This window comes from Paenibacillus sp. RRE4 (genome assembly GCF_031844205.1).
GTDB classification, from domain to species: domain Bacteria; phylum Bacillota; class Bacilli; order Paenibacillales; family Paenibacillaceae; genus Paenibacillus; species Paenibacillus xylanexedens_B.
In genome coordinates, this window is the sequence record NZ_JAUZUT010000016.1 from 23,310 (window position 1) to 44,254 (window position 20,945).

The following is a 20,945-nucleotide window of genomic DNA, read 5'->3' on the forward strand; positions in this document are numbered from 1 at the left end:
ATGAGTAAAGAGCAAATCTTGGAAGCAATCAAAGGCATGACTGTACTGGAACTGAACGATCTTGTTAAAGCAATTGAAGAAGAATTCGGCGTAACTGCTGCAGCTCCAGTAGCTGCTGTAGGTGGCGGCGCAGCTTCAGCTGAAGCTGAGCAATCCGAGTTCGACGTAATCTTGGCAAGCGCTGGCGCTTCCAAAATCAACGTTATCAAAGCAGTTCGCGAAATCACTGGTCTTGGCTTGAAAGAAGCTAAAGAAGTAGTTGACAACGCTCCAAAAGCATTGAAAGAAAAAGTTTCTAAAGAAGAAGCAGAAACAATCAAAGCTAAGCTTGAAGAAGCTGGCGCTACAATCGAAGTTAAATAATTTAGCTTATCCAAGCTGAATGAACAAAACAACAAACCCCTTGACTTATATCAAGGGGTTTGTTGCTGTAAATGTAACTATGGAAAGTGAGTGAGGACATGTCCAATCATTATTATTCGGACAAACCACAAGTGGCACATGATCGCAAGGCTGCGGAAGCGGTACTCCGCGGAATTAGTCTGCGATTGGTGACGGATGCTGGTGTTTTTTCCAAAAATGGAATCGATTACGGCAGCAGAGTATTGATTGATGCGATGGAACTGCCGTCAGGCGCTCATGTTCTCGATGTGGGATGTGGTTACGGGCCAATCGGGCTTACAGCAGCAAAACTTGTACCGGATGGGCATGTCACCATGATCGATATCAACGAAAGAGCGGTTGAGCTTTCCAAAGAAAATGCCAAAGGTAATGGTATTGCTAATGTTACTATAATGCAGAGTAATCTACTGGCTGAAGTAAAGAAGCGGGATTTCGACGTGATTTTGACTAATCCTCCAATTCGAGCTGGCAAAGAAACGGTTCACACGATTTTTGAGCAGGCGTATGACCATTTGAAGATAGGCGGAGCGTTATGGATTGTCATTCAAAAGAAACAAGGAGCACCTTCTGCGAAAGCGAAGTTGGAATCGTTGTTTACAAGAGTGGATGAAGTGACGAAGGATAAGGGCTACCGAATATTCAAAGCGGTGAAAGAAGAGTAGAGGAAATGCGGGAGATACATTCGAATTTGTAAAGTAAGCAGGGGATCATTTTTTTTGCAATAGGACTATTGACTTGAAATTCAAGGCGTGGTATAGTTGTAAAATGTCAGTATTAAGATGCCCTACTTGGCTTTAGCTAACTAAAAATGTCAACCTTTTTTACGCCGAACCGGGCTTATTATGCCTATGTTTGGCGTATAATATGTACATTTTGGGCAAACTGGGGATAAGAATGATTTGGAAAGACATCCGCCGATCAAAGTTGCTCTTTTATCGAACGACATTTCGAATAAGGGCTTTTCTTTATTTGCGGGTGCATTGCTTTGCTCTGTATGTGTACCATTATAAGGTTACAAACAGAGGTTCGCAACGAAATTTTTAAAGTGAGTAGACATTGAGGGGTGAGTTTAAGTTGGCAGGACATCTTGTTCAATATGGTCGACGCACTCGGCGCAGTTATGCACGAATTAACGAGATACTCGAAGTTCCGAACCTGATTGAAATCCAACAGAAATCGTATGATTGGTTTTTGGAGGAAGGGTTGCGCGAAATGTTCCAGGATATCTCGCCGATCCAGGATTTTACAGGTAACTTGATTTTGGAATTTATCGATTACAGTCTCGGAGAACCGAAGTATACAGTAGACGACGCGAAAGAGCGTGACGTTACTTATGCAGCACCACTTCGGGTGAAAGTCCGGCTCATTAATAAGGAAACCGGAGAAGTCAAAGAGCAGGAAGTATTCATGGGAGATTTCCCGCTGATGACCAGCACCGGCACATTTATTATTAATGGTGCTGAACGGGTTATTGTCAGCCAGTTGGTTCGCTCTCCTAGCGTTTACTTCAGTACCAAAGTAGATAAGAACGCGAAAAAAACGTATACCGCTACAGTAATTCCTAACCGCGGCGCTTGGCTGGAGCTGGAGATGGACGCGAAGGATGTTGTTTACGTCCGGATCGACCGTACGCGTAAAATACCGGTTACGGTTCTCCTGCGTTCCCTTGGTTTTGGCACAGACGCCGAGATTCTGGATTTGCTTGGTAATGACGAATATATCCGTAATACACTGGACAAAGACAACACGGATTCCACCGAGAAAGCCCTCATCGAGATCTATGAGCGCCTTCGTCCGGGCGAGCCACCTACGCTGGATAACGCGAAGAGCTTGCTCGTTGCACGTTTCTTTGATCCAAAACGTTATGACCTTGCAAACGTAGGTCGTTACAAAATCAACAAAAAACTTCACATCAAAAACCGTTTGTTTAATCAGCGTTTGGCTGAGTCTTTGATCGATGCTGAAACAGGCGAAATTATTGCAGAAGCAGGTCAGATGGTTGACCGTCGTTTGCTCGACGAAATCATGCCTTACCTGGAGAAAAGCGTTGGATTCCGCACATATCACGTGGGGAACGGCGTTTTGGATGCCAATGATATCCCTATGCAAACGATTGATGTGTTTTCACCAATCGAAGATGGTAAAGTGGTTAAGCTGATTGCCAATGGCGACATTGACAAGTCCGTGAAAAACATCACGCCAGCCGATATCATCTCTTCCATCAGTTATTTCCTGAACTTATTGCACGGCATTGGAAGCACGGATGATATCGATCACCTGGGTAACCGTCGTCTGCGTTCTGTGGGTGAACTTTTGCAAAACCAATTCCGTATCGGTCTATCCCGTATGGAACGTGTGGTTCGTGAAAGAATGTCCATCCAGGATGCGAACGTCATTACACCACAGGCATTGATCAACATCCGTCCGGTCATTGCATCGATTAAAGAGTTCTTCGGTAGCTCCCAATTGTCACAGTTTATGGATCAAACAAACCCGCTGGGTGAGTTGACGCATAAACGTCGTCTGTCCGCACTCGGACCGGGCGGTTTGACTCGTGAGCGTGCCGGCATGGAAGTCCGGGACGTCCATCCATCCCACTATGGCCGGATGTGCCCGATCGAGACACCAGAGGGACCAAACATTGGTTTGATCAACTCCTTGTCGACGTTTGCGCGTGTGAACGAATATGGCTTCATTGAAGCTCCATATCGTTGGGTTGATCCGAAGACTGGTGTTGTCACCGAGCAAATTGATTACCTGACAGCAGACGAAGAGGACAACTATGTTATCGCTCAGGCGAATGCGAAGCTGAACGAAGATAGCACTTTTGCAGAAGATGCGATCATTGTACGTTACAACAAACAGTCGGATAACATCCTTACGATGCCGAGTGAACGAGTGGACTACATGGACGTATCTCCTAAGCAGGTTGTATCCGTCGCTACAGCGCTCATTCCGTTCCTTGAGAACGATGACTCCAACCGTGCCCTCATGGGATCAAACATGCAACGGCAGGCGGTTCCGCTCTTGATTCCTAAAGCTCCGCTTGTAGGAACGGGTATGGAACATAAAGCTGCGAAAGACTCCGGTGTATGTATTGTTGCCGATTACGACGGAATTATTGAACGTTCCTCTGCGAACGAGATCTGGCTTCGTCGTGTAGAAGAGGTTGATGGTCAGGAAGTCAAAGGCGATATCGTTAAATATAAATTACACAAATTTATGCGTTCTAACCAAGGAACATGCATCAACCAACGTCCGATCGTAAAAAGAGGCGCTGCTGTTAAAGCAGGCGACATCCTTGCCGACGGTCCTTCGACGGAAATGGGTGAACTTGCTCTTGGACGCAACGTAGTTGTTGCCTTCATGACATGGGAAGGTTACAACTATGAGGATGCGATCCTGCTCAGCGAAAAACTCGTTAAGGAAGATGTATACACATCCATCCATATCGAGGAATATGAGTCGGAAGCTCGTGATACGAAGCTCGGACCTGAAGAAATCACACGTGATATTCCTAACGTTGGGGAAGAAGCGCTGCGTAATCTGGATGAGCGTGGTATTATCCGCATTGGTGCCGAAATTGCTGCTGGCGACATTCTCGTTGGTAAAGTTACACCAAAAGGGGTAACGGAACTGACTGCAGAAGAACGCCTCTTGCACGCAATCTTTGGTGAAAAAGCACGTGAAGTACGTGATACATCTCTGCGTGTACCTCACGGTACCGATGGTATCGTCGTTGACGTGAAAGTATTTACCCGTGAAAACGGAGATGAACTGCCACCAGGTGTTAACCAGCTCGTTCGTGTTTATATTGCCCAAAAACGGAAAATTTCCGAGGGTGATAAAATGGCCGGACGTCACGGTAACAAAGGGGTCGTGGCCCGCATCTTGCCGGAAGAGGATATGCCTTTCCTGCCAGACGGTACACCGGTTCAGATCGTTCTTAACCCGCTGGGCGTACCTTCGCGTATGAACATCGGTCAAGTACTTGAAGTTCACTTGGGTATGGCAGCAATGCAACTCGGTATCCACGTAGCAACACCTGTATTCGACGGAGCGAAGGAGTATGATGTCTTCGATACGATGGAAGAAGCAGGTATGCAACGTAACGGTAAAACCGTGCTGTATGATGGCCGTACGGGTGAAGAGTTTGAACGTGAAGTTACCGTTGGTGTCATGCACATGATCAAACTGGCACACATGGTTGACGATAAAATCCATGCCCGTTCCACAGGTCCTTACTCACTTGTTACGCAACAGCCGCTGGGTGGTAAAGCCCAATTTGGTGGACAGCGTTTCGGGGAGATGGAAGTTTGGGCGCTTGAGGCTTATGGCGCCGCTTATACTCTGCAAGAAATCCTGACGGTTAAATCCGATGACGTTGTTGGTCGGGTGAAAACGTACGAGTCCATTGTCAAAGGCGAGAATGTTCCGGAACCGGGTGTTCCTGAGTCGTTCAAAGTATTGATCAAAGAGCTGCAAAGCTTGGGTATGGACGTTAAGATTTTGAGTGAAGATGAGCAAGAGATTGAAATGAAAGAAATGGACGATGAAGATGACGCTGCGAGCGATAAGCTCAGCCTCAACCTTGAGGGTTCAGAGGTCGGAGCGGAATAATCGCTCCGGGCGCATGATGACCGGCGTTTTTCATCAGGCTCACGTCATGCTCCGGCTACAGCTGGGGCATGCGTAACCTAGAATACAGGAATTGGTTAAGGAGGGTTGCTCCTTGTTGGACGTCAACAATTTCGAATACATGAAGATCGGGCTTGCTTCCCCAGAGAAAATTCGTTCTTGGTCCCGCGGAGAAGTGAAAAAACCGGAAACGATCAACTATCGTACGTTGAAACCGGAAAAAGAAGGGCTGTTCTGCGAAAAGATTTTTGGCCCTACAAAAGACTGGGAATGTCATTGCGGTAAATACAAACGCGTTCGTTATAAAGGCGTTGTCTGTGATCGCTGTGGCGTTGAAGTAACACGTGCGAAAGTCCGTCGTGAACGGATGGGCCATATTGAGCTTGCTGCTCCGGTATCGCATATCTGGTACTTCAAAGGTATTCCGAGCCGTATGGGTCTCGCATTGGATATGTCTCCGAGATCTCTGGAAGAGATCATCTATTTTGCATCATATGTAGTAACTGATCCAGGAGAAACTCCACTGGAGAAAAAACAGCTGTTGTCCGAAAAAGAATACCGCAGCTACCGTGAAAAATACGGTTATGGCTTCCAAGCAGGCATGGGTGCAGAAGCAGTTAAAAAATTGCTTCAAGACCTTGATGTAGAGAAAGAGCTTGAATTCCTGAAGGAAGAGCTCCGTACTGCACAAGGACAACGTCGTAACCGTGCAATTAAACGTCTGGAAGTAATTGAAGCATTCCGTAACTCTGGGAATAACCCGGAATGGATGATCATGGATGTACTTCCTGTCATTCCGCCGGAACTTCGTCCGATGGTACAGCTGGATGGTGGACGTTTTGCTACGTCTGACTTGAATGACTTGTACCGCCGTGTAATTAACCGGAACAACCGTCTGAAGCGTCTACTTGACTTAGGCGCGCCAGATATTATCGTGCAAAATGAAAAACGGATGTTGCAGGAAGCCGTCGACGCTTTGATTGATAACGGCCGTCGTGGACGTCCAGTAACAGGTCCGGGTAACCGTCCTTTGAAATCTCTCAGCCACATGCTGAAAGGTAAGCAAGGTCGTTTCCGTCAGAACTTGCTCGGTAAACGTGTTGACTACTCCGGCCGTTCCGTTATCGTTGTCGGACCTTACCTGAAAATGTATCAGTGCGGTTTGCCTAAAGATATGGCACTCGAACTGTTCAAGCCTTTTGTTATGAAAGAGCTTGTGAATAAAGGTCTTGCTCACAACATCAAGAGCGCGAAACGTAAAGTTGAGCGTGTAAGTCCTGAAGTATGGGATGTTCTTGAAGAAGTTATCAAGGAGCATCCGGTTCTCTTGAACCGTGCCCCTACGCTTCACCGTCTCGGTATCCAGGCATTTGAACCGATACTGGTTGAAGGTAAAGCGATTCGTCTTCACCCACTCGTATGTACGGCATACAATGCCGACTTTGACGGTGACCAAATGGCCGTGCACGTTCCGTTGTCTGCGGAAGCTCAAGCAGAAGCACGTATCCTGATGCTGGCATCAGGTAACATTTTGAACCCGAAAGACGGTAAACCGGTTGTAACTCCTTCCCAGGATATGGTTCTTGGTTCGTACTATCTGACGATGGACAACAAAGAAGAGAAGGGTACAGGTATGGTTCTGCGGACAGTCAATGAGGCTGTGTCTGCATACCAACGGGGTACTGCTGGACTGCATGCACGTGTAGCTATTCCGGTTAAGGCGCTTGGTAAAACAAGCTTCACGGAAGAGCAACAAAAAGGTATGTTGTTGACAACGATCGGTAAAATTATCTTTAATGAAATTTTCCCGGCAAGCTTCCCTTATATCAATGATGCGACTCGCGCGAACCTGTATCAAGGTACAGCGGATCATTCATTTGTTTATGAGAAAGGTACTGACTTGAGAGAAGCCATCATGAATGCTCCTCAAGCTGGTGGTGTCGGCAAAGAATATCTCGGTTCGATCATCGCTCGTTGCTTTGAAATTTATCACACAACCGAAACTGCGGTTATTTTGGATAAAATCAAACAACTTGGATTCACGTACTCGACGCGTGCTGGTATTACCGTAGCCGTGTCCGATGTTGTCGTTCCACCAGAGAAATTCGAAATTTTGAGACAGTCCGAAGATAAAGCTCAGATCGTTACAAATCAGTATCGTCGTGGTTTGATTACGAATGAAGAGCGCTATGACCGTATCATTGATATCTGGTCAAAATCCAAAGATGACATCACGGATATCCTGATGAAGTCCATGGATCGTTACAACTCGATCATGATGATGGTTGACTCCAAAGCACGGGGTAACAAATCACAAATCACTCAATTGGGTGGTATGCGTGGTCTGATGGCCAACCCATCCGGTCGTATTATCGAACTCCCAATCAAATCAAACTTCCGTGAAGGTCTGACAGTACTCGAGTACTTTATCTCCACTCACGGTGCGCGTAAAGGTCTCGCGGATACAGCCCTGCGTACAGCCGACTCAGGTTACCTGACTCGTCGTCTCGTAGATGTAGCCCAAGACGTAATTGTGCGTGAAGACGATTGTGGTACAGATAAAGGCTTTACGGTTAGTCGTATCCAGGATGGTAAAGAGGTTATTGAAGATCTCTACGACCGTATTGAAGGCAGATACTGCTTCGAAACTGTTCGTCATCCGGAAACAAAAGAAATTATCGCTGGCCGCAATGAGTTGATCGACTCTGACAAAGCAGAAGCGATTATCAAAGCTGGCGTAACCAAATTGCAAATCCGTTCCGTTCTCAGTTGCCGTGCAAGTCATGGTGTCTGCAAGAAGTGTTACGGTCGCAACCTTGCGACTGGTAAACACGTTGAGATTGGTGAAGCGGTTGGTATCATTGCCGCACAATCCATTGGTGAGCCGGGAACACAGCTTACAATGCGTACGTTCCATACCGGTGGTGTAGCCGGAGACGACATCACGCAAGGTTTGCCTCGTATCCAGGAGTTGTTTGAGGCCCGTAATCCTAAAGGTCAAGCAACAATCAGTGAGATTGACGGTGTGGTTAAAGAGATTCGCGAAGCGAAAGATCGTCGTGAAATCGAAATTCAAGGTGAAGCAGAATCTAAAGTATACTCTGTTACTTACGGTTCCCGTGTCCGCGTAAGCGAAGGCATGGAAATTGAAGCGGGTGACGAGTTGACGGACGGTTCTATCGATCCGAAAGAAATGCTACGCATCAAAGGCGTACGTGGCGTGCAGAACTACATTTTGCAGGAAGTACAGCGCGTATACCGTAACCAAGGCGTAGAAATCAATGACAAACACGTTGAAGTTATGATTCGTCAAATGCTGCGTAAAATCCGTATCGTTGATGCGGGAGATACAACGCTGTTGCCGGGATCATTTGTAGATACGCATGAGTATGAAAGAGCGAACAAAATTGCGATTCTGAGTGATAAAGAGCCAGCGGTTGCAAAACCGATCTTGCTCGGTATTACAAAAGCATCGCTTGAAACAGACTCCTTCCTCTCTGCGGCATCGTTCCAAGAGACAACACGTGTACTGACGGATGCAGCGATCAAAGGTAAAGTGGATCAGTTGCTCGGTCTGAAGGAAAATGTTATTATCGGTAAGTTGATCCCTGCTGGTACGGGTATGAACCGTTACCGCAGTATCAAATTTGCTGAGCCTGAAGATGGCCAATCTTCTGTAGAAGAACTGGAGCCAGTTTCGGTAGACTAATATAGATTTCCTCGTTCTGAGGAAGTAAAGAATGTGTATGTCAGGACGCGACGTTTGTAATATCCAAGCGGACGAATCCTGATGTACACAAACTTTATAAAAACTTTTTGGAATAGCATTGACAATGCTTGCGCTAGATGCTAATATATCAAAGGTGCGTGGGCAGCTGATTGTAATTGGTCCTATTCGGAGGAATGTATGATGTCTAATGAAAAAGGCTTGCAAGATGCTCATGTCAAGATTGGTACCAAACAGACCATGCGGACAGTGCAGACAGGAATGGCTTCAGAAGTCTATGTCGCAGAAGATAGTGATCCGCAGCTCACTTCCAAAATCATTGCCTTGTGCGAACAGCACAATGTGAAGTACACGAAAGTGGATACAATGAAAAATCTCGGCAAAGCGTGCGGGATTGGAGTGGGAGCAGCGATGGCTGCTGTCGTAAAATGATACGGTTAAGGAACGTTTTTGTCCGAGAACATTTAAGGATTCTCCAAGGCAAAAACTTTTCATTTGTCTTTTTATGAACCGCCTGGGTCTGTGGGCTTAGATAAAGGTTTGTAAAGAAACATGAATAATTGAGGAAGGGGGTGGCAATCACATGCCAACTATTAACCAACTGGTTCGTAAAGGACGTCAAGCTAAAGTTGAGAAGTCAAAATCACCAGCTTTGCAAAAAGGGTTCAACGCTTTGAAGCGTGAATCCACTAACATCAGTGCCCCACAAAAACGTGGTGTCTGCACTCGTGTAGGTACAATGACTCCACGTAAACCGAACTCTGCACTTCGTAAATATGCCCGTGTTCGTTTGACGAACCGTCTCGAGGTAACAGCTTATATCCCGGGAATCGGACATAACCTTCAAGAGCACAGTGTGGTATTGATCCGTGGAGGTAAAGTAAAAGACCTTGCAGGGGTTCGTTATCACATCGTTCGTGGAGCTCTCGATACTGCAGGCGTGAACAACCGTATGCAAGCTCGTTCCAAATACGGCGCGAAACGTCCAAAAGCTAAAAAAGCCTAAATTATGATAAGCAGATTGCCTGAAAACCTTCTGGCTTAGGTCTGGAAGGTACAGGGACTGCTGAACAAGAAAGAAAGGGGGATATCCATGCCACGCAAAGGTCCAGTTACGAAAAGAGACGTGTTGCCAGATCCGGTATACAACTCCAAGTTGGTTACTCGTTTGATCAATCGCATCATGCTCGATGGAAAACGCGGTGTTGCTCAAAGCATTCTGTATAATTCGTTCAAGTTGATTCAAGAACGTACGGGTAATGACCCGATGGAAGTATTTGAAGCAGCAATCAAAAATATCATGCCAGTCCTGGAAGTTAAAGCTCGCCGTGTCGGCGGTTCCAACTACCAAGTACCAATCGAGGTAAAACCAGAGAGACGTACTTCTTTGGGATTACGTTGGCTCGTGAACTACTCCCGCAACCGCGGTGAGAAAACAATGGAAGAGCGTTTGGCGGCTGAGATCATCGACGCTTCCAACAACACAGGCGCTTCCGTTAAGAAACGTGAAGATACGCACAAAATGGCTGAAGCGAACAAAGCGTTTGCTCACTACCGTTGGTAGGATTCAGTTCACAAAAATAAACTTCAATTTTGAAGGGAGACCCATTTCATGGCTAGAGAGTTCTCCTTGAAAAATACACGTAATATCGGGATCATGGCTCATATTGATGCGGGTAAAACCACGACAACTGAGCGGATCTTGTTTTACACAGGACGTACGCACAAAATCGGTGAAGTACACGAAGGCGCTGCGACAATGGACTGGATGGAACAGGAACAGGAGCGCGGAATTACGATTACTTCCGCTGCGACTACCGCTGCTTGGAAAGGCCACCGCGTAAATATCATTGATACCCCGGGACACGTTGACTTCACTGTTGAAGTTGAACGTTCCCTTCGTGTATTGGACGGAGCAGTAGGTGTATTCAGTGCGAAAGAAGGCGTTGAGCCTCAGTCTGAAACTGTATGGAGACAGGCTGACAAGTACGGCGTACCTCGTATTGCATATGTAAACAAAATGGATATCATCGGTGCTGACTTCTTGAACGTTGTATCTGACATGCGTGATCGCCTTCAAGCGAACGCTGTTGCGATTCAACTTCCAATCGGCGCAGAAAATGATTTCAAAGGTATCATTGATATCGTTGCTCAACGGGCTCATATGTACAAAGATGACCTGGGACAAGATATCGAAGAAACTGATATTCCTGCGGAATTTGTTGAACAGGTTGAAGAACTTCGCAACGAATTGATTGAGCGTGTTGCAGAACTCGATGAAGAATTGACAATGAAATACCTGGAAGGCGAAGAAATCACTATTGATGAGATTAAATCCGCTCTCCGTAAAGGTGTTGTAGATGTTAAGATCTTCCCAGTTATCTGTGGATCCTCATACCGTAACAAAGGTGTTCAACTGATGTTGGATGCTGTTATCGACTACTTGCCAGCTCCAGTTGACGTTCCGGCAATCAAGGGTCTCCTTGAGGATGGAACTGAGGCAGTTCGTAAGTCTTCCGATGAAGAGCCTTTCTCTGCATTGGCCTTCAAAATCATGACTGACCCTTACGTTGGTAAATTGACATTCTTCCGCGTATATTCCGGCGTACTTCAATCCGGATCTTATGTGTTGAATGCAACTAAAAACAAACGTGAGCGTATCGGTCGTATCCTTCAAATGCACGCAAACAGCCGTCAAGAAATCACTGAAGTTTACTCCGGTGATATCGCAGCAGCTGTTGGTTTGAAAGATACAGGTACAGGTGATACACTATGTGATGAGAAACATCCGGTTATCTTGGAATCGATGAACTTCCCTGATCCGGTAATCGAAATCGCTGTTGAACCTAAAACCAAAGCTGACCAAGATAAAATGGGTGTGGCTCTCGGTAAGTTGACGGAAGAGGATCCAACTCTTCGCGCTCATACTGACGAAGAAACAGGCCAAACAATCTTGGCAGGTATGGGTGAGCTTCACCTTGATATCATCATCGACCGTATGCGTCGTGAGTTCAAGGTTGAAACTACTGTGGGTAAACCACAAGTAGCTTACCGCGAAACATTCCGTGCTCCAGCGCGCGTTGAAGGTAAATTCGTACGTCAATCCGGTGGTCGTGGTCAATACGGTCACGTATGGGTTGAATTCGAACCTCTCGAGCCGGGTACAGGCAGCCAGTTCGAAAGTAAGGTTGTCGGTGGATCCGTGCCAAGAGAATACATTCAACCTGCACTGTCAGGGATTGAAGAGCAAATGAAAAACGGCGTTATCGCAGGCTTCCCGCTTGTAGACGTTAAGGCTACTATCGTAGACGGATCTTACCATGATGTCGATTCCAACGAGATGGCATTTAAAATTGCCGGATCTATGGCGCTGAAAGCAGCGAAAGACAAATGTAGTCCAGTTCTGCTTGAGCCTATCATGAAAGTAGAAGTAACTGTTCCGGAAGAGTACATGGGTGACGTAATGGGTATGTTGAACTCCCGTCGTGGCCGCATCGAAGGTATGGATTCCCGTAGTGGAGCTCAAATCATCCGTGCTAAGGTACCTCTCTCTGAGATGTTTGGTTACTCTACAACTCTTCGTTCCGGTACTCAAGGACGCGGCGTGTTCTCCATGGAACTCTCACACTATGAAGAAGTTCCTAAGAGCATCGCTGAAGAGATCGTTGCTAAAACAAAAGGCACCGAGTAGTTTTCTCACACTGAATGCTTGTGCTTGAAACCTGGTTTGAAGCACCGCATTCAGTGAAAACATAAAATTATAAATTTTAAGGAGGCCACGTTCAAATGGCAAAGGCTAAATACGAACGTAATAAACCACACGTTAACATTGGTACTATCGGTCACGTCGACCATGGTAAAACAACTCTGACTGCAGCAATCACAACTGTATTGTCCAAAACTTACGGTGGTGCTGCTGTAGCATTCGACCAAATCGACAAAGCTCCAGAAGAGCGCGAGCGCGGTATCACAATCTCCACAGCTCACGTTGAGTACGAAACTGACACTCGTCACTACGCTCACGTAGACTGCCCAGGTCACGCCGACTATGTTAAAAACATGATCACTGGCGCGGCACAAATGGACGGAGCTATCTTGGTAGTATCCGCAGCTGACGGCCCAATGCCACAAACTCGTGAGCACATCTTGCTCTCCCGTCAAGTAGGCGTACCTTACATTGTTGTTTTCTTGAACAAATGTGACATGGTTGAAGACGAAGAGTTGTTGGAACTGGTTGAGATGGAAGTTCGCGACCTTCTTAACGAATACGAGTTCCCAGGTGATGACACTCCAATCACTCGTGGATCCGCTCGTGAAGCTCTGCAAAACCCTGATGGTGAGTGGGCTCAAAAAATCGTTGAGATGTTCAAAGAAATCGACACTTACATCCCACTTCCTGAGCGTCAAACTGACAAGCCTTTCTTGATGCCTGTCGAGGACGTATTCTCCATCACTGGTCGTGGTACCGTTGCTACAGGTCGTGTAGAGCGTGGTACTGTTAAAGTCGGCGAAGAGATCGAGATCGTTGGTATCACTGAAGAAACTAAAAAATCCGTAGTTACGGGCGTTGAGATGTTCCGTAAATTGTTGGATTCCGCACAAGCGGGTGACAACATCGGTGCATTGTTGCGTGGTGTTGACCGTACTCAAATCGAGCGTGGTCAAGTACTTGCTAAACCAGCATCTGTTAAACCACACACAGAATTCACTGCTCAAATCTACGTTTTGACTAAAGAAGAGGGTGGCCGTCACAAGCCTTTCTTCACTGGATACCGTCCACAGTTCTACTTCCGTACAACTGACGTAACTGGTATCATCAACTTGCCAGAAGGTACTGAAATGGTAATGCCTGGTGACAACATCACGGTTACTGTTCAACTGATCTCTCCAATCGCGATCGAAGAAGGAACTAAGTTCTCTATTCGTGAAGGTGGACGTACAGTTGGTGCGGGTTCCGTAGCAACAATCCAAAAATAATTTGGCTCATGCCAAATGAGTATAAGCAACAGTGTACTGGAACGAGTAACATTGTATTGTAACGAAGCTTCGGAAGAGTTCTTTATCCGACATCGGATAAAGAACTCTTTTATTATGTCAACGTTTCGGAACCTGCGTCATCTAAATCGAACAAGATTCATCTTATAGATTGATAGGTTAGGCAGCCTGGATATGAGGAAAAACATTGAGCTAAATTGAGTCGATTCTTTTGAAAAGATCAATTTAAATGTTTTTTTTAAATATGCTTGCAATATGCCCATCTTTTCTATATAATAATGAATGTTGTTCTTGTGACGTTGCGATGATGTGAGAGGTTACTGACACACCCGGCCCCTTTGCCATGGGAGGGTGGTTAGAAAATTTTCACGGAGTATGTCCGATAAAAAATTGGGCGATAGAAGGAGGGACTAAAATGGCAAAGCAAAAAATTCGTATTCGTTTGAAAGCTTACGACCACAGAATTCTTGATCAATCCGCGGAGAAAATCGTTGAAACAGCAAAACGTTCGGGTGCAGGTGTATCCGGTCCGATTCCGCTTCCTACTGAAAAACAAATCATTACTATTCTTCGTGCGGTGCACAAGTACAAGGATTCTCGGGAGCAATTCGAGCAACGCACTCACAAGCGTTTGATCGATATCGTTAACCCGACTCCACAAACTGTGGATGCCTTGATGCGCTTGGATCTGCCGTCCGGTGTAGATATCGAAATTAAATTGTAATATATAGCAACAAACAAGACCACGTATAAAGGAAAAGAGGTGTCAACATGAAAGGTATCTTAGGAAAAAAACTTGGAATGACTCAAGTGTTTACCGCTGAAGGTAATGTAGTTCCAGTAACAGTTATCGAAGCAGGTCCTTGTGTTGTTTTACAAAAGAAAGATATTGAGAACGATGGCTACGAAGCAGTTCAAATCGGTTTCTCCGATAAGAAAGAGAAAAATGCTAACAAGCCAGAAGCAGGACACGCTAAAAAAGCGAATACTGCACCTAAGCGCTACGTTCGTGAGCTTCGCGGCATCAACATCGCGGAATATGAAGTTGGCCAAGAATTGAAAGCTGACATTTTCGCTGAAGGCGAGTTCGTTGACGTAACAGGTATTTCTAAAGGTAAAGGTTTTGCCGGCGTTATCAAACGTTGGGGACAAAGCACTGGACCTATGTCACACGGTTCGCGTTACCACCGTGGCCCAGGTTCAATGGGTTCGATCCAAGCTAACCGCGTTCCTAAAGGCAAACGCCTGCCAGGACATATGGGACATGATACTGTTACAATCCAACGTCTCGAAGTTGTCAAAGTAGACGCTGAACGTAACGTGATTCTCGTGAAGGGTTCCATTCCTGGACCGAAGAACAGTCTTGTAAAAGTTAAAGAAACGGTGAAAAAATAACCACTGAAGAAAGGAGGAACACAAAATGCCAAAAGTATCAGTTTACAATGTAGATGGTAGCCAAGTAGGTGAGGTTGAACTGAATGATGCAGTATTCGGTATTGAGCCGAATCAACACGTTCTGTACGATGCAGTTCTTATGCAACGCGCTTCCCTTCGTCAAGGTACCCACAAAGTAAAAGGACGTTCTGAAGTACGTGGCGGTGGACGTAAACCTTGGAAACAAAAAGGTACAGGTCGCGCTCGTCAAGGTTCGATTCGTTCTCCACAATGGAAAGGCGGCGGTATCGTATTTGGTCCGACTCCACGGAGCTATGCGTACAAACTGCCTAAGAAAGTTCGCCGTTTGGCGATCAAATCTGCCCTTTCATCCAAAGTGCAAGACAATGACATTATCGTTTTGGATGCTCTGACATTGAGCTCACCTAAAACTAAAGAATTTGCAGCTATCTTAAATAACCTTAAAGTAGGCCGCAAAGCTTTGATCGTAGCGCCTAGCTATGATGATAATGTAGCTCTTTCCGCACGGAATATTCCTGGCGTGAAATTCGTAGCTGCTGACGGCATTAATGTTCTTGACGTGCTTGGGCACGACAAACTGATCATTACGAAAGAAGCAGTTCAGAAGGTAGAGGAGGTGCTCGCGTAATGAAGGATCCTCGTGATATTGTAAAACGTCCGATTATTACGGAACGTACTGCTGACATGATGAACGACTTGAAATATGTATTTGAAGTCGATATCCGTGCAAACAAAACCGAGATCAAAAAAGCGGTAGAAGCTATTTTCGGCGTAAAGGTGAAAAACGTGAACACACTTCGTGTTCCAGCTAAACCGAAACGGTACGGACGTTATTCCGGATACACAAGCGAATGGAAAAAAGCGTTTGTAACATTGACGCAAGACAGCAAATCGCTTGAGTTTTTTGAAACTGTATAATTGAAATCTTTGAAGTAAGGAGGGAAAACTAGTGCCAATCAAAAAGTATAAACCAACATCCCCGGCAAGACGGAACATGTCCGTTTCTACATTTGAGGAAATCACCACAGATAAGCCGGAGAAATCGTTGTTGGCCCCATTGAGCAAACAAGCAGGCCGCAACAACCAAGGTAAAATTACAGTTCGTCACCACGGTGGTGGACACAAACGTAAATACCGTATCATCGACTTCAAACGTACTAAAGATGGAATACCGGGCCGCGTTGCTACAATCGAGTACGACCCGAACCGTACTTCCAACATCGCATTGATTCACTATGCTGATGGTGAGAAGCGTTACATCATCGCTCCTAAAGGTCTGAAAGTTGGAGATCAAGTATTCTCTGGTCCTGACGCAGACATCAAAATCGGTAACGCACTGCCACTTGAAAATATTCCAGTAGGTACCGTTATCCACAACATCGAGTTGAAACCAGGTAAAGGCGGACAATTGGTTCGTGCTGCTGGTACAGAAGCTCAATTGCTTGGTAAAGAAGAAAAATACGTTTCCGTTCGTCTCTCTTCCGGAGAAGTTCGTCGTATTTTGAAAGTTTGCCGTGCAACAATCGGATCCGTTGGTAACCAAGACCACGAGCTCATCAAAATCGGTAAAGCCGGTCGTAGCCGTTGGTTGGGTCAACGTCCTGAGGTTCGTGGTGTGGTAATGAACCCTAACGATCACCCTCACGGTGGTGGTGAAGGTCGTGCTCCAATCGGACGTAAATCGCCAATGTCACCATGGGGTAAACCTACTCTTGGTTACAAAACGCGTAAGAAAAATAAAGCTTCTGATAAATACATCATCCGTCGCCGCACGAAGTAATACACACTGTGCATAACTTCGTGAGGCATCTACGGATGCATAAAAGCTATGTTTGAAGGGAGGATCTCCACATGAGTCGCAGTTTGAAAAAAGGGCCATTCATTGATGGCTACATGCTCAAGAAGGTAGAAGAGATGGAAGCATCAGGCAAGAAGAACGTTATCAAAACCTGGTCCCGTCGCTCTACAATTTTCCCACAATTCATCGGACACACATTTGGCGTTTACGACGGTCGTAAACACGTGCCAGTGTATGTAACTGAGGACATGGTTGGACACAAACTGGGTGAGTTCGCTCCAACCCGTACGTACAAAGGCCATACTGATGATGACAAGAAAACTAGAAGATAAATGAACATCTCTAATGTTTGAGAGGAGGTTACACAATGGAAGCAAAAGCACATGCTAAGTTTATCCGGATTGCTCCTCGTAAAGTTCAACTCGTTGTTGACTTGATTCGCGGCAAGCAAGTAGGTGAGGCGGTTGCCATTCTCCGTCACACTCCGAAATCCGCTTCTCCAGTTGTTGAGAAGTTGCTTAACTCCGCTATTGCGAATGCGGAACATAATTATTCTTTGGATGTTAATAACTTGGTGATCTCGCAAGCTTACGTAAACCAAGGACCAACGATGAAACGTTTCCGCCCTCGTGCAATGGGACGTGCAAGTCGTATTAACAAACGTACTAGCCACATCACTTTGGTGGTATCTGAAAAGTAGAAGGAGGGAAAACGTGTGGGCCAAAAGGTAAATCCAGTCGGACTTCGTGTCGGAGTTATCCGTGACTGGGAATCTAAGTGGTATGCAGGCAAAGACTTCGGCGATCTTTTGATGGAAGACGTGAAAATTCGTGAATTCCTGAAAAATAAATTGAAAGACTCCGCTGTATCTCGTGTAGAAATTGAGAGAGCGGCTAACCGCGTAAACGTAACGATTCACACTGCGAAACCAGGTATGGTAATCGGTAAAGGTGGATCTGAAGTTGAAAATCTTCGTAATCAAATTACGAAAATTGCTGGCGGTAAAAAAGTACACATCAACATCTCTGAAATTAAGAACCAAGACCTGGACGCGATCCTGGTAGCAGAAAGCATTGCACAACAATTGGAACGTCGTGTTTCTTTCCGTCGTGCTCTGAAACAAGCTATTCAAAGAACTATGCGCTCTGGTGCTAAAGGTATTAAAACTCAAGTAGGCGGACGTCTTGGCGGTGCTGAGATTGCACGTTCTGAAGGCTACAGCGAAGGAACTGTTCCACTGCACACACTGCGTGCTGACATTGACTATGGTACTGCAGAGGCTCATACTACTTACGGTCGTATCGGCGTAAAAGTATGGATCTATCGTGGAGAGGTTCTTCCTACGGCTAAGAAACAAGCTGCTAAGGAAGGAGGCAACTAATCATGTTGGTACCAAAACGTGTAAAACACCGTAAGCAACAACGTGGACATATGAAAGGCCAAGCAAAAGGCGGAACTACGCTGAACTTTGGCGAATATGGTCTGCAAGCTACGGAACCGGCTTGGATTACGAACCGTCAAATCGAAGCGGCTCGTATTGCGATGACTCGTTACATCAAACGTGGTGGTAAAGTCTGGATTAAAATTTTCCCTGACAAACCAATCACTCAAAAGCCTCTCGAGGTTCGGATGGGTAGCGGTAAAGGTAACGTAGAAAAATGGGTTGCAGTAGTGAAACCAGGTAAGATCATGTTTGAACTTGCTGGTGTACCGGAGGATATTGCACGCGAAGCGATGCGTCTTGCGGCTCACAAACTGCCAATCAAAACGAAGTTCGTGAAACGTGAAGAATTGGGTGGTGAAGCAAATGAAAGCTAGTGAATTTCGCAACCTAACCTCTGCTGAAATCGAGCAAAAGATTGCCGGATTTAAAGAAGAACTCTTTAACCTCCGCTTTCAACTCGCTACCGGTCAGCTGGATAACCCGACTCGAATCCGTGATGTGCGTAAAGAAATAGCTCGTGCTAAAACCATCATCCGTGAAAGAGAATTGGGAATCGGTTAATTAGAGGTCGGATATACATTCCGTCCGTAATCAGGAAGGAGGCCAACAATGAGCGAAGAACGTAATGCACGTAAAGTTCAAACTGGTAAAGTTGTCAGTGATAAAATGGACAAAACGATTGTTGTTGCTGTAGAAACCTACAAAAACCACAAATTGTACCATAAACGCATTAAGGTTACTAAAAAGTTCAAAGCGCATGACGAAGAAAACACTGCGAAAATCGGTGACACGGTGAAAATCATGGAGACTCGTCCGCTTTCGAAAGATAAACGCTGGAGACTTACTGAAGTCGTTGAAAAAGCGGTTATCATCTAATTGCATGATCAGCATAGCTGGAAGGAGGAATACTAAATGATTCAACCATTTACACGTTTGACTGTAGCCGACAACTCCGGTGCGAAGGAACTGATGTGTATCCGCGTACTCGGCGGTACGGGACGTCGTACAGCTCAAATCGGTGATCTGATCGTTTGTTCTGTAAAACAAGCAACACCAGGCGGCGTTGTCAAAAAAGGTGATGTAGTTAGAGCGGTTGTCGTTCGTACGAAGCGTTCTGTACGTCGTAAAGACGGTTCCTACATCGGTTTTGATGAAAATGCAGCTGTTGTTGTAAAAGACGACAGAAGCCCGCGTGGAACACGTATTTTCGGACCTGTTGCTCGTGAACTTCGCGAGAAAGATTTCATGAAAATCGTTTCCTTGGCCCCAGAGGTTATCTAATAGATTAAGCTCGTGATGTTTAGAAACAGGAGGTGTACGAAATGCCAAGAGTGAAAAAAGTTCTGGAATCCCATAACAACAAACTTCACGTTAAAAAGGAAGATACGGTTATGGTGATCAGCGGTAAAGACAAAGGTAAAAAAGGCCGTGTCATCGCTGCTTATCCTCGTGAAAACCGCGTCCTTGTGGAAGGTGTTAACATGGTGAAAAAACACCAGAAGCCTAACCAGCAAAACCCGCAAGGCGGCATTATCGAGAAGGAAGCTCCGATTCACGTTTCCAACGTGATGCACATCGATCCAAAGAGCGGAAAAGTAACCCGTATCGGTTACAAAGTGTTGGATAACGGTAAAAAAGTGCGCGTTGCAAAACGTTCCGGAGAAATTATCGACTAATTGAACCGAATGAGAAAGGAGGGCTATGATTCATGGCATCAAGAATGAAAGAACGTTACCTGCAAGAAATCGCTCCTGCTTTGATGCAGAAGTTTAACTATACAACGGTAATGCAAGTGCCGAAAATCGAGAAAATCGTTATCAACATGGGTGTGGGCGACGCTGTCCAAAACTCCAAAGTGTTGGATTCCGCAGTAAACGATTTGCAACTGATCGCAGGTCAAAAACCTGTAATCACTCGTGCGAAAAAATCAATCGCAGGTTTCAAACTGCGTGAGAATATGCCTATCGGTGTGAAAGTTACATTGCGCGGCGAGCGTATGTACTACTTCCTCGATAAATTGTTTAACGTAACACTTCCACGTGTACGTGACTTCCGCGGTGTATCGAGCAAAGCGTTCGATGGTCGTGGTAACTACACTCTGGGTCTGAAAGAGCAATTGATCTTCCCAGAGATCGAGTATGATAAAGTAGACAAAGTCCGCGGTATGGATATTGTCATCGTAACAACGGCGAAAACAGACGAAGAGTCCCGCGAATTGCTTACGCAACTGGGAATGCCTTTCGTTAAATAATGTTGGCATAAACGTTCCGGGTGTCTGGAAAGACTCCCTTTTCTCCGAAATTATTTAGGAGGTGTCAGGCTAAAGTGGCAAAAACTTCGATGAAAGTTAAACAACAACGTACACCAAAGTTTAAAGTACGTGCTTATACACGCTGTGAGCGTTGCGGTCGTCCACATTCGGTACTGCAAAAGTTCAAAATTTGCAGAATTTGCTTCCGTGAATTAGCTTATAAAGGCCAGATCCCTGGCGTGAAAAAAGCAAGCTGGTAAAAAGTCCTGAACGG

Annotated in this window: 24 protein-coding genes; all 24 read left to right on the forward strand. The window is 45.7% G+C overall.

Translation table 11 applies throughout. From position 1 onward, the window contains the following. The 24 genes from rplL to Q9R46_RS27395 all read left to right on the forward strand — a co-directional run bounded on the left by rplL (position 1) and on the right by Q9R46_RS27395 (position 20,931). Positions 1 to 363 carry a 50S ribosomal protein L7/L12 gene (rplL, locus tag Q9R46_RS27280; protein ID WP_145336480.1) on the forward strand — a complete coding sequence of 121 codons (363 nt, stop codon included), beginning with the start codon at positions 1 to 3 and terminating at the stop codon, positions 361 to 363. Between the two features lie 98 nt (positions 364 to 461). Further along, the gene (locus tag Q9R46_RS27285; protein ID WP_311282480.1) at positions 462 to 1,064 is read left to right on the forward strand and encodes a class I SAM-dependent methyltransferase; all 603 of its coding nucleotides are present in this window, start codon (positions 462 to 464) and stop codon (positions 1,062 to 1,064) included. 412 nt (positions 1,065 to 1,476) lie between these two features. After that, complete coding sequence (gene rpoB, locus Q9R46_RS27290) at positions 1,477 to 5,022, forward strand: DNA-directed RNA polymerase subunit beta (protein WP_311282481.1); 3,546 nt, start codon at positions 1,477 to 1,479, stop codon at positions 5,020 to 5,022. A gap of 112 nt (positions 5,023 to 5,134) precedes the next feature. Further along, positions 5,135 to 8,749 carry a DNA-directed RNA polymerase subunit beta' gene (rpoC, locus tag Q9R46_RS27295; protein ID WP_145336476.1) on the forward strand — a complete coding sequence of 1,205 codons (3,615 nt, stop codon included), beginning with the start codon at positions 5,135 to 5,137 and terminating at the stop codon, positions 8,747 to 8,749. 201 nt (positions 8,750 to 8,950) lie between these two features. After that, entirely contained in the window at positions 8,951 to 9,199 is a 249-nt protein-coding gene (locus Q9R46_RS27300; protein WP_090924680.1) for a ribosomal L7Ae/L30e/S12e/Gadd45 family protein, read from the forward strand. Positions 9,200 to 9,350: 151 nt separating this feature from the next. Then, a complete protein-coding gene (gene rpsL, locus Q9R46_RS27305; RefSeq protein WP_017692070.1) occupies positions 9,351 to 9,773 on the forward strand; it encodes a 30S ribosomal protein S12 in 423 nt (140 codons plus the stop codon). An 87-nt stretch (positions 9,774 to 9,860) separates the two neighbouring features. Next, positions 9,861 to 10,331: a 30S ribosomal protein S7 gene (gene rpsG / locus Q9R46_RS27310; RefSeq protein ID WP_311282482.1), complete on the forward strand. Its 471-nt coding sequence runs from the start codon at positions 9,861 to 9,863 to the stop codon at positions 10,329 to 10,331. A 48-nt stretch (positions 10,332 to 10,379) separates the two neighbouring features. Continuing rightward, on the forward strand, positions 10,380 to 12,458 hold the full coding sequence (gene fusA / locus Q9R46_RS27315) for an elongation factor G (RefSeq protein WP_154960498.1): 2,079 nt from the start codon (positions 10,380 to 10,382) through the stop codon (positions 12,456 to 12,458). 95 nt (positions 12,459 to 12,553) lie between these two features. Beyond that, positions 12,554 to 13,744 (forward strand): elongation factor Tu, encoded by a 1,191-nt coding sequence (gene tuf, locus Q9R46_RS27320; protein ID WP_090924678.1) that lies wholly within the window; start codon positions 12,554 to 12,556, stop codon positions 13,742 to 13,744. A gap of 433 nt (positions 13,745 to 14,177) precedes the next feature. Beyond that, positions 14,178 to 14,486: a 30S ribosomal protein S10 gene (gene rpsJ / locus Q9R46_RS27325; RefSeq protein WP_017692074.1), complete on the forward strand. Its 309-nt coding sequence runs from the start codon at positions 14,178 to 14,180 to the stop codon at positions 14,484 to 14,486. Positions 14,487 to 14,533: 47 nt separating this feature from the next. Then, positions 14,534 to 15,157: a 50S ribosomal protein L3 gene (rplC, locus tag Q9R46_RS27330; RefSeq protein ID WP_123067253.1), complete on the forward strand. Its 624-nt coding sequence runs from the start codon at positions 14,534 to 14,536 to the stop codon at positions 15,155 to 15,157. Between the two features lie 25 nt (positions 15,158 to 15,182). After that, positions 15,183 to 15,806, forward strand: a complete 624-nt coding sequence (rplD, locus tag Q9R46_RS27335; RefSeq protein ID WP_110899280.1) for a 50S ribosomal protein L4 — start codon at positions 15,183 to 15,185, stop codon at positions 15,804 to 15,806. Beyond that, the gene (gene rplW / locus Q9R46_RS27340; RefSeq protein WP_090924675.1) at positions 15,806 to 16,096 is read left to right on the forward strand and encodes a 50S ribosomal protein L23; all 291 of its coding nucleotides are present in this window, start codon (positions 15,806 to 15,808) and stop codon (positions 16,094 to 16,096) included. Before rplD ends, rplW begins: the two co-directional genes overlap by 1 nt. Positions 16,097 to 16,127: 31 nt before the next feature. Beyond that, a complete protein-coding gene (rplB, locus tag Q9R46_RS27345) occupies positions 16,128 to 16,958 on the forward strand; it encodes a 50S ribosomal protein L2 (RefSeq protein ID WP_076292169.1) in 831 nt (276 codons plus the stop codon). Between the two features lie 71 nt (positions 16,959 to 17,029). Further along, complete coding sequence (rpsS, locus tag Q9R46_RS27350; RefSeq protein WP_056697694.1) at positions 17,030 to 17,308, forward strand: 30S ribosomal protein S19; 279 nt, start codon at positions 17,030 to 17,032, stop codon at positions 17,306 to 17,308. 35 nt (positions 17,309 to 17,343) lie between these two features. Further along, positions 17,344 to 17,676: a 50S ribosomal protein L22 gene (gene rplV / locus Q9R46_RS27355; protein ID WP_090924674.1), complete on the forward strand. Its 333-nt coding sequence runs from the start codon at positions 17,344 to 17,346 to the stop codon at positions 17,674 to 17,676. Between the two features lie 15 nt (positions 17,677 to 17,691). Beyond that, the gene (gene rpsC, locus Q9R46_RS27360) at positions 17,692 to 18,357 is read left to right on the forward strand and encodes a 30S ribosomal protein S3 (protein WP_110899283.1); all 666 of its coding nucleotides are present in this window, start codon (positions 17,692 to 17,694) and stop codon (positions 18,355 to 18,357) included. A 2-nt stretch (positions 18,358 to 18,359) separates the two neighbouring features. Continuing rightward, positions 18,360 to 18,794, forward strand: coding sequence for a 50S ribosomal protein L16 (rplP, locus tag Q9R46_RS27365; protein ID WP_076292170.1), 435 nt, complete (start codon positions 18,360 to 18,362; stop codon positions 18,792 to 18,794). Next, complete coding sequence (gene rpmC / locus Q9R46_RS27370) at positions 18,784 to 18,981, forward strand: 50S ribosomal protein L29 (RefSeq protein WP_017692083.1); 198 nt, start codon at positions 18,784 to 18,786, stop codon at positions 18,979 to 18,981. Before rplP ends, rpmC begins: the two co-directional genes overlap by 11 nt. A 48-nt stretch (positions 18,982 to 19,029) precedes the next feature. Then, a complete protein-coding gene (gene rpsQ, locus Q9R46_RS27375; RefSeq protein WP_056697701.1) occupies positions 19,030 to 19,296 on the forward strand; it encodes a 30S ribosomal protein S17 in 267 nt (88 codons plus the stop codon). Between the two features lie 36 nt (positions 19,297 to 19,332). Further along, the gene (gene rplN, locus Q9R46_RS27380) at positions 19,333 to 19,701 is read left to right on the forward strand and encodes a 50S ribosomal protein L14 (RefSeq protein ID WP_024633579.1); all 369 of its coding nucleotides are present in this window, start codon (positions 19,333 to 19,335) and stop codon (positions 19,699 to 19,701) included. Between the two features lie 41 nt (positions 19,702 to 19,742). After that, positions 19,743 to 20,096, forward strand: coding sequence for a 50S ribosomal protein L24 (gene rplX / locus Q9R46_RS27385; protein ID WP_090924672.1), 354 nt, complete (start codon positions 19,743 to 19,745; stop codon positions 20,094 to 20,096). A gap of 32 nt (positions 20,097 to 20,128) precedes the next feature. Continuing rightward, positions 20,129 to 20,671: a 50S ribosomal protein L5 gene (gene rplE / locus Q9R46_RS27390; protein WP_111271027.1), complete on the forward strand. Its 543-nt coding sequence runs from the start codon at positions 20,129 to 20,131 to the stop codon at positions 20,669 to 20,671. A gap of 74 nt (positions 20,672 to 20,745) precedes the next feature. Continuing rightward, positions 20,746 to 20,931 carry a type Z 30S ribosomal protein S14 gene (locus Q9R46_RS27395; RefSeq protein ID WP_013312154.1) on the forward strand — a complete coding sequence of 62 codons (186 nt, stop codon included), beginning with the start codon at positions 20,746 to 20,748 and terminating at the stop codon, positions 20,929 to 20,931. The last annotated feature ends 14 nt before the right edge of the window (positions 20,932 to 20,945 follow it).

What these genes read in the sequence shown, in the direction of transcription:
- rplL (WP_145336480.1), top strand. Translation starts at nt 1, where the DNA reads ATGAGTAAAGAGCAAATCTTGGAAGCAATCAAAGGCATGACTGTACTG.
- Q9R46_RS27285 (WP_311282480.1), top strand. Translation starts at nt 462, where the DNA reads ATGTCCAATCATTATTATTCGGACAAACCACAAGTGGCACATGATCGC.
- Q9R46_RS27300 (WP_090924680.1), top strand. Translation starts at nt 8,951, where the DNA reads ATGTCTAATGAAAAAGGCTTGCAAGATGCTCATGTCAAGATTGGTACC.
- rpsL (WP_017692070.1), top strand. Translation starts at nt 9,351, where the DNA reads ATGCCAACTATTAACCAACTGGTTCGTAAAGGACGTCAAGCTAAAGTT.
- rpsG (WP_311282482.1), top strand. Translation starts at nt 9,861, where the DNA reads ATGCCACGCAAAGGTCCAGTTACGAAAAGAGACGTGTTGCCAGATCCG.
- fusA (WP_154960498.1), top strand. Translation starts at nt 10,380, where the DNA reads ATGGCTAGAGAGTTCTCCTTGAAAAATACACGTAATATCGGGATCATG.
- tuf (WP_090924678.1), top strand. Translation starts at nt 12,554, where the DNA reads ATGGCAAAGGCTAAATACGAACGTAATAAACCACACGTTAACATTGGT.
- rpsJ (WP_017692074.1), top strand. Translation starts at nt 14,178, where the DNA reads ATGGCAAAGCAAAAAATTCGTATTCGTTTGAAAGCTTACGACCACAGA.
- rplC (WP_123067253.1), top strand. Translation starts at nt 14,534, where the DNA reads ATGAAAGGTATCTTAGGAAAAAAACTTGGAATGACTCAAGTGTTTACC.
- rplD (WP_110899280.1), top strand. Translation starts at nt 15,183, where the DNA reads ATGCCAAAAGTATCAGTTTACAATGTAGATGGTAGCCAAGTAGGTGAG.
- rplW (WP_090924675.1), top strand. Translation starts at nt 15,806, where the DNA reads ATGAAGGATCCTCGTGATATTGTAAAACGTCCGATTATTACGGAACGT.
- rpsS (WP_056697694.1), top strand. Translation starts at nt 17,030, where the DNA reads ATGAGTCGCAGTTTGAAAAAAGGGCCATTCATTGATGGCTACATGCTC.
- rplV (WP_090924674.1), top strand. Translation starts at nt 17,344, where the DNA reads ATGGAAGCAAAAGCACATGCTAAGTTTATCCGGATTGCTCCTCGTAAA.
- rplP (WP_076292170.1), top strand. Translation starts at nt 18,360, where the DNA reads ATGTTGGTACCAAAACGTGTAAAACACCGTAAGCAACAACGTGGACAT.
- rpmC (WP_017692083.1), top strand. Translation starts at nt 18,784, where the DNA reads ATGAAAGCTAGTGAATTTCGCAACCTAACCTCTGCTGAAATCGAGCAA.
- rpsQ (WP_056697701.1), top strand. Translation starts at nt 19,030, where the DNA reads ATGAGCGAAGAACGTAATGCACGTAAAGTTCAAACTGGTAAAGTTGTC.
- rplN (WP_024633579.1), top strand. Translation starts at nt 19,333, where the DNA reads ATGATTCAACCATTTACACGTTTGACTGTAGCCGACAACTCCGGTGCG.
- rplX (WP_090924672.1), top strand. Translation starts at nt 19,743, where the DNA reads ATGCCAAGAGTGAAAAAAGTTCTGGAATCCCATAACAACAAACTTCAC.
- rplE (WP_111271027.1), top strand. Translation starts at nt 20,129, where the DNA reads ATGGCATCAAGAATGAAAGAACGTTACCTGCAAGAAATCGCTCCTGCT.